2 pseudogenes are annotated in these 1,377 nt (G+C 65.6%); both read right to left on the bottom strand.

Annotated elements, in window-relative coordinates:
- Positions 1–1,122, bottom strand: a pseudogene (locus JCM9942_RS18485) (ABC transporter permease); the annotation flags it as partial.
- 10 nt (positions 1,123–1,132) lie between these two features.
- Positions 1,133–1,377, bottom strand: a pseudogene (locus JCM9942_RS15895) (ABC transporter ATP-binding protein); the annotation flags it as partial.

Here is a 1,377-nt window from a genome sequence, read left to right as displayed (position 1 = left end):
GCGAACACCAGCCCGAGCAGCCCACCGGCCAGGCCAATCGTGCCGGCCTCGACCAGGCACTGCTTGAAGATCTCCGCGCGGCTGGCTCCCAGCGCCCGGCGCACGCCGATCTCCCCGCTGCGGCGCAGGAACTTGGCCAGCAGCAGGCCGACCGTATTGACCAGGCACACCAGCAGGAAGCCGAAGGCCAGCCACATCTGCAGGCGCACGTCGCCCGGCACCGCGTTGCGGTGCTCCATCAGTTCCATGACATTGCGCAGGCGGGTGTTGGCCGGGCGTTCGAAGCGGCCGCTGGCACGCTGCTGCTCGGAATAGTTGTCCAGATAGGCTTTGTAACCGGCCGCGTCCGCGGGTGAATCCAGTTCCACCCAGTACTGGATCCAAGCGCAGGGCACATTCAGCGCTTCATTGTCATTGATCGCCTCGCGACCGAAGCAATTCATGTTGCCGCTGCGACCAAGCTTGAGTTCGCGGGAGGTGCTGAACGGGACGAACACCTCTTCGCCCGAATCGTACTTGCCCGAATACAGGTCATAGAACTTCGGCGCCGGCGCCCATTGCTCCAGCACGCCGACGATGCGCAGGGCATTGCCCTCCACCAGCACGTCGTTGCCGACGCTGTTTGCGCCTTGGAACAGCTTGTCGTTGAGCGTCTTGCTGATCACCGCCACCCGGCCGCGGCCCTGGTCGTCATCGCCGCTCCAGCTGTCCGAACTGGAAGGGCGTGTCGAACATCGGGAAGAAATCGGCCGAGGTGTAGCGCATGCTGACGCTGAACGGTTTGAGGGCGTCGATGCGTGGATCGACGATGCCGCCACCGCCGGTCATCATCGCCTGCCGTGGCGCCTTCCTCTGCCGCAGCAGTTCCTCGGCATCGAAACGGGTCAACTGCGATTCGGGTTCCTCACCGGGGAGGTAGCCTTCGCGCAGCGCCGGGTCCAGCTGCACGTAGAACAGCCGGTCGCTCTTGTGCGGGATCGGGTCGCCGGAGAGCACCTTGAACACGGTCAGGGTGGTCATCGCCGCGCCGATCCCCAGCGCGATGGCCAGCACCATCAGCGCGGTCAGGATCCTGTTGCGGCCGAAGCTGCGCAGCGCGAGTTTGAAGTAGTAGCCGAACATGGCGGTGGCCTCAGCCTGCGATGGAAACGGGATGCGGACGGGCCAGCACCGGCTCGCGCAGCAGGTCGGTGGCCTGGCCATCGACGATGTGCACGTTGCGCTGGGCGCGTGCGGCCAGTTCCGGATCATGGGTGACCATGACGATGGTGGTGCCCTGACTGTTGATCTCCTCCAGCAGCTCCATCACCCCGCGCGCCATCTGTGTGTCCAGGTTGCCGGTCGGTTCGTCGGCCAGCAGCAGGCGCGGGCTGCCGG

This window comes from Stenotrophomonas pictorum JCM 9942, assembly GCF_001310775.1.
Classification (GTDB): Bacteria; Pseudomonadota; Gammaproteobacteria; order Xanthomonadales; family Xanthomonadaceae; genus Stenotrophomonas; species Stenotrophomonas pictorum.
The sequence above is the reverse complement of the archived record's forward strand: the minus strand, read 5'-3'. Positions and strand labels throughout refer to the sequence as shown.